Source organism: Streptomyces sp. WELS2, from assembly GCF_013870595.1.
Classification (GTDB): domain Bacteria; phylum Actinomycetota; class Actinomycetes; order Streptomycetales; family Streptomycetaceae; genus Streptomyces.
Genome location: NZ_JACBWZ010000463.1, coordinates 1 through 4,994 on the forward strand (window position 1 = coordinate 1; position 4,994 = coordinate 4,994).

6 protein-coding genes are annotated in these 4,994 nt (G+C 72.5%); all 6 read right to left on the reverse strand.

Going from position 1 to position 4,994, the window contains the following annotated elements:
• Window positions 1-25: 25 nt before the first annotated feature.
• The gene (locus H5J33_RS23245; RefSeq protein WP_181796846.1) at window positions 26-742 is read right to left on the reverse strand and encodes a family 16 glycosylhydrolase; all 717 of its coding nucleotides are present in this window, start codon (window positions 740-742) and stop codon (window positions 26-28) included.
• Window positions 743-837: 95 nt separating this feature from the next.
• Window positions 838-2,970, reverse strand: a complete 2,133-nt coding sequence (locus H5J33_RS38410; RefSeq protein ID WP_181796847.1) for an FAD-dependent oxidoreductase — start codon at window positions 2,968-2,970, stop codon at window positions 838-840.
• 92 nt (window positions 2,971-3,062) lie between these two features.
• The gene (locus tag H5J33_RS23255) at window positions 3,063-3,236 is read right to left on the reverse strand and encodes a hypothetical protein (protein ID WP_181796848.1); all 174 of its coding nucleotides are present in this window, start codon (window positions 3,234-3,236) and stop codon (window positions 3,063-3,065) included.
• Window positions 3,237-3,261: 25 nt separating this feature from the next.
• Window positions 3,262-3,618 (reverse strand): PRC-barrel domain-containing protein, encoded by a 357-nt coding sequence (locus H5J33_RS23260; protein WP_181796849.1) that lies wholly within the window; start codon window positions 3,616-3,618, stop codon window positions 3,262-3,264.
• A gap of 124 nt (window positions 3,619-3,742) precedes the next feature.
• Window positions 3,743-4,702, reverse strand: coding sequence for an alpha/beta fold hydrolase (locus H5J33_RS23265; RefSeq protein WP_258565333.1), 960 nt, complete (start codon window positions 4,700-4,702; stop codon window positions 3,743-3,745).
• A 53-nt stretch (window positions 4,703-4,755) separates the two neighbouring features.
• On the reverse strand, window positions 4,756-4,994 hold a 239-nt coding region (locus tag H5J33_RS23270; RefSeq protein ID WP_181796850.1), incomplete at its 5' end, for a helix-turn-helix domain-containing protein.

Consider the following 4,994-nt stretch of genomic DNA (forward strand, 5'->3'; position numbering starts at 1 on the left):
GGTGGCCGTGCGGCGGTCGTCGGGGCTACGCGTCGTCCCCGGCCGGGCGCCGCACCACCAGGCTGCCCACCTCGAAGGTCATCCCGGTCGTCTCCGGGTCGGGCGGCGGGTGGTAGCGCCCTGCGCAGACCGAGAGGTTGACGATGAGGAAGGCGTGCCAGCGGCGCCCCACCCCGCGCCGGTCCGCGAACACCCGCTCACCGTTCAGCCACCAGTCCACCGAGTGACGCCCGAACTCGGTGCGCAGGTCGATCCAGGCCCCCGGACGGACCGCGTCGTGACGCACGTACCGCTGCGACCCGCGCACATGGTTGGTCAGCTCCAGCAGGTCCGGGTGGTCGGGGTGGTATTCGAAGACGTCGACCTCCTGGCCGCCGTCCCGCCAGGTCCAGACGGCCGGCCACGCGCCGGTCTCCGTGGGCAGCCGGACCCGGGTCTCCAGTACGTCCCCCGGCAGGAGCAGGAACTCCTCCTCGCTGTCCTCGGTGGTCAGCAGGCCGGTGTCCCACATGCCGTCCGGCCGCCGGGTGGCCCGGAACACGCCTGAGCGGGCGTGATCGGCGTCGTCCACCAGATGGTCCAGCTTGTCGTCGTCCGGGTTGACCGGGCCGCCTCCCGGATAGGCCGAGGAACGGCCCGCCGTCCACTGCGCCGTGGAGGCGAAGTCCGCCGTGAACACCACGTCGGACCCGCGTGGATGCCGGGAGGCCGGCGGCGGGGCGCCCCTCGTCGGTTCGCTCATGTCCGATGTCTCGCCCGCGGCGGCCCGGACATGCGCGAGGGGTGGCCGCCGCCCCGTATTTCCTCCGTGTGGGTGAAGCAGATACGGCGGTGGCGTCAAGGCAGGCTGGCGCCCTGGGCCCGGAGTTCCCGCTGCACCGCGCCCACCGGGACGTCCCGCGGGCGTCGCCCACTGGTCGCCGCGAGGGCCGCGCACACGCCCGCCGCCTGTCCGGTGGCCATGGAGATCGGCATCACGCGGTAGGAGGAGTGGGCCACGTGGTCCCCGGAGATGCAGCGGCCCGCGACCAGCACCCGGTCCAGGCCCCGGGGCAGCAGACAGCGCAGCGGGATGTCGTAGGACTCGCCGCGCGGCAGCCGTTCGAGCCTGGTGCCGCGACCGCTCGGGTTGTGGATGTCGACCGGGTACGCGCCGCGCGCCACGGCGTCGTCGAACTTGCGGGCCGACAGCACGTCCTCGCCGGTCAGCAGGTACTCGCCGATGATCCGCCGGGTCTCCCGGACACCGACCTGCACACCGCTCTGCACCACGTAGGAATCGGCGAAGCCCGGCACGCGGCCGCGCAGGAACCGGGAGATCTGCGCCATCTGCCGGTGCGCGGCGAGTTCCGCGCGGGTCAGGTCCCAGACGCTGGTGCCGAGCGCCTCGGTGACCCGCGTGGAGTTGACCGCCACCTCGCCCGCGTTCGGGGTGGCGAAGAAGAGGACGTCCTCGCGCGGCAGGTCCAGCTCACCGGCGTCCGTGGCGGCGCGGACCAGGTCCCACAGCCCGTGCACGCCCTTCCACTGGTCCGGCCGCGCGCGGGTGTAGGCGGCGAACTCCTCGTGGTCGAAGCGGGCCATGCGGAACATCAGCGTCATGGGCTGTGTCCAGCCGTCCTCCGGCCGGCCGATCTCGTACTCGGCCCCCGCCGCCGCGGCGATGTCGCCGTCCCCGGTGCAGTCGACGATCACGTCCGCGTCCAGCACCAGCGGCCCCGACTTGGTCTCGAACACCGCCCGGGCCCGGTCCGGCAGGCCGACCACGCCGGAGGCGAAGGCGTGCAGCAGCATCCTGACCTCGTGGTTTTCCAGCAGCTCATAGGCCGCCAGTTTGAACAGCTCCGGGTCGAACGGCACGGTGTAGCCGGTCTCCAGCGAGGGCCGGATCGCCGCTCCGGTGCGCACCAGCTGGTCGAGCAGCACCCACAGCACCCCGCCGACGACCGGCTCGCCCTCGCCGTGGTCGGGCGGCAGCAGCCGCGTGGTGTCGCCGGGCACGGCCTGTCTGACCTCGTTGTGGAAGCTCATCAGCGGCATGACCAGGGCGGCGGTGGCGTTGCCGCCGAGGAAGCCGTACCGCTCCACGAGGACCACCGCGGCGAAGACCAGGAAGTGCAGCCGCATGCCGACGGCCAGGTCCAGTTGCGCGACGATGTCCAGGACCTCCTGGGGCCCGTGGCCGCGGTGCAGCACGGTGCAGTGGTCGGCCGCCGTCATCCGGGACGCCACGGCGTGGGCGTGCCGGATGTCGCCGCGCTCCATGGAGATGAAGACGATGTGCGCGTCCAGCCGCTGCACCAGGAAGTCGCCCATGCTGGCGAGCAGTTGGTGGTACCCCTCCTCGTCCAGGTGCTCGGCGGCGTGCCCGGGTTCCCGGACGCTCATCCCCACCAGCCGCCTCCGGCGGGGCACCGCCTCGGCCCGCAGCAGGGCCCGGCCGCGGTCGCCGGCCTCCAGCAGCAGCGCCGGGTCGGCGGTGACGGAGACGGGCCGGGTGAGCCCGGCCTCTTCGAGGACGAGCTTCGACTCCTCGTCGCGGACCGTCACCTCGACCGCGTCCGACAGCACCGCGCGCACATACGCGCAGTCCGTCTCGTCGGTGAGCGGACCGGCCCCCACCGCGTAGGTGAAGACGGGGACGCCGAGGCTCTGCGCGGTGCCGGCCAGCCGCAGGTAGCGGCGCGCCTCGGTGTCGTAGAGGATCCCGCCCCCGCCGAGCACCAGGACGTCCAGCCGGCGCAGCGGCTCGGAGATGCCCTCCCGGCAGACCCCCTCCCAGGCGACGACCTCGACGTCCGGGTGGACCGAGCGGGTGTGCGCCGGATCGCGGGAGAAGACCACGAACCGGGTGTCCGGGCGGCCGGCCCGGACCTGGTCCAGCAGGGCGGTGAGGATCGCCTCGTCGCCGACGTTGCGGCCCCCGTAGGAGCCCAGTACGCCTACGGTCACGCCGTCCGCGCCATCCATGACCGCTCCCTTACGGCCGGCAGCAGAAGCTGTACCAGCTTGCCGCCTTCCGGTGGGAACACGCGACCGGGGCCGCGTCGGGGTCCGTCGTGTCAGCGGGCGACGCGGTGCTTGCGCCCGCCCCGGCGGAAGCGCACGGCGGCGTAGACCAGGGCGAGGACGAGGACCACGGCGCCGATGACCAGGAGATAGAACAGACCTTTGACGACGAATCCGATGATCCCCAGGACGACGGCCGCGAGGATCAGGAACAGGAACAGGCTCATCGGGTCTCCCGGCGGGTTCGGCGGATCATCGGCGGGCCAGGCGTCGCTCGCCACCGGCGCCCGGTGCGTAGGGCAGCTTGTAGTGGGCGAAGACCTCCGGTTCGGCGGCGGCGGTCAGTTCGCCGTCGGTCTCGATGGACGGGGCCTTCTTCACCACGTCCTTGCTCTGGGCGACCTTCAGGTAGCCCGGGCCGACCGTCGCGTCCGTGAGGGGGACGAACACCAGCCGGCGACGGCTGAGCACACCCACGGTGACCGTGGCGAAGTAGGGCTGGTCGGTGGCGGTGTCCACGTAGACCGACTCCAGAACGCCGATCTTGTGACCGTCGGTGTCGACCACGTCGTGACCCCGCCACTCGCGGATATCGGATGCCTCGAACATCGGTACCTCCTGTGCACGGGGTACCCACTCGCGGGCCGGGGATGTGACACCGGTGGGGTCGATGCCCTCGGACGGCGTACCTGCCCGGGGGCCGGATGCCGGGCCGGTACGCCGAGTGATCAGTTCACGGGCAGGAGGTCAGGAACTCGATCAGCGCCGCGTTCACCTCGTCCGGCCGTTCCTGCTGGGTCCAGTGGCCGCAGCCGGCCAGCTTCAGCGGCTCCCGCGACAGGCCGGGCATCAGCGAGGGCAGCCGCTCGATGAGTTCCGGTGTGCCGGGGAAGGCGGGGACCACGTCCCGGTCGCCGTAGACGTACAGGGACGGCGGGGTGACGACGGCGCCGTGCCAGGGAGCGGTCAGCTCCCAGTTCCGGTCGAGGTTGCGGTACCAGTTCAGGGCACCGGTGAAGCCCCGGGAGAAACTCTCCGTGAGCGCGTCGAGATCCTCCTCGGTGAACCACTCCGGCAGCACCTCCGGGTCGGCCATGTCCGCGAGCCAGCCGCGCTCCGGGTCGACCAGCGGCTGTTTCCGACCGGCGCCGGGGGCGTCCCCCGAGCCCCAGTAGAAGAACTTGCGCAGCGCGGTGCGGGTGTCCTCGGCGAACTCGGCGTCGGCGACCCCGGGACGGTTGAAGTAGTTCCAGTAGAAGCGGCCGCCGAACATCTCGTCCATGGCGGGCAGCGGAGGCCGCGACCCCCGGAACGGCGGCGGCACGCTCAGACCGGCCACCCCGCGCACCAGGTCCGGCCGCAGCAGCGCGGTGTGCCAGGCGACCGGCGCGCCCCAGTCGTGCCCGACCACGTACGCCTTCTCCTCGCCCAGCTCGCGGACCAGCCCGACGACATCGCCGACCAGGTGCAGGATGGTGTACGCGTCGACGGCCTCGGGATGGTCGCTGCGCCCGTATCCGCGCTGGTCGGGAGCGACCACCCGGAAGCCCGCGGCGGCCAGCGGGCCGAACTGGCGGTGCCAGGAGTGCCAGGACTCGGGAAAGCCGTGCAGCAGCACGACCAGGGGGCCCTCGCCCTCCTCGGCGATGTGCAGCCGGATACCGTTCACGTCGACCATGCGATGCTCAACCATGCCCCGAGACTACCCGCGTGATCATCTTGTGGACGTCGGCCCGCGCGTCCGCCCTACGGCGGTCCGGGGAGCGCGCCGGTGCTCCGGTACGCCGACGGGGGCCGGCCGAGAAGCGTGCGGAACGCGGCCGTGTACGCGGCGGGATTCTCGTAGCCCAGCGTGACCGCGACGCGGGTGACCGGCATGCCCGCGGCGAGGTACCGCAGCGAACGCAGGATGCAGGCGCGCTGCCGCCACTGCGCGAAGCCCAGGCCGGTGTGCCGCCGGAACAGGCGGGCGAGGGTGCGTTCGC

What these genes read in the sequence shown, in the direction of transcription:
- H5J33_RS23245 (WP_181796846.1), bottom strand. Translation starts at nt 742, where the DNA reads ATGAGCGAACCGACGAGGGGCGCCCCGCCGCCGGCCTCCCGGCATCCA.
- H5J33_RS38410 (WP_181796847.1), bottom strand. Translation starts at nt 2,970, where the DNA reads ATGGATGGCGCGGACGGCGTGACCGTAGGCGTACTGGGCTCCTACGGG.
- H5J33_RS23255 (WP_181796848.1), bottom strand. Translation starts at nt 3,236, where the DNA reads ATGAGCCTGTTCCTGTTCCTGATCCTCGCGGCCGTCGTCCTGGGGATC.
- H5J33_RS23260 (WP_181796849.1), bottom strand. Translation starts at nt 3,618, where the DNA reads ATGTTCGAGGCATCCGATATCCGCGAGTGGCGGGGTCACGACGTGGTC.
- H5J33_RS23265 (WP_258565333.1), bottom strand. Translation starts at nt 4,702, where the DNA reads ATGGTTGAGCATCGCATGGTCGACGTGAACGGTATCCGGCTGCACATC.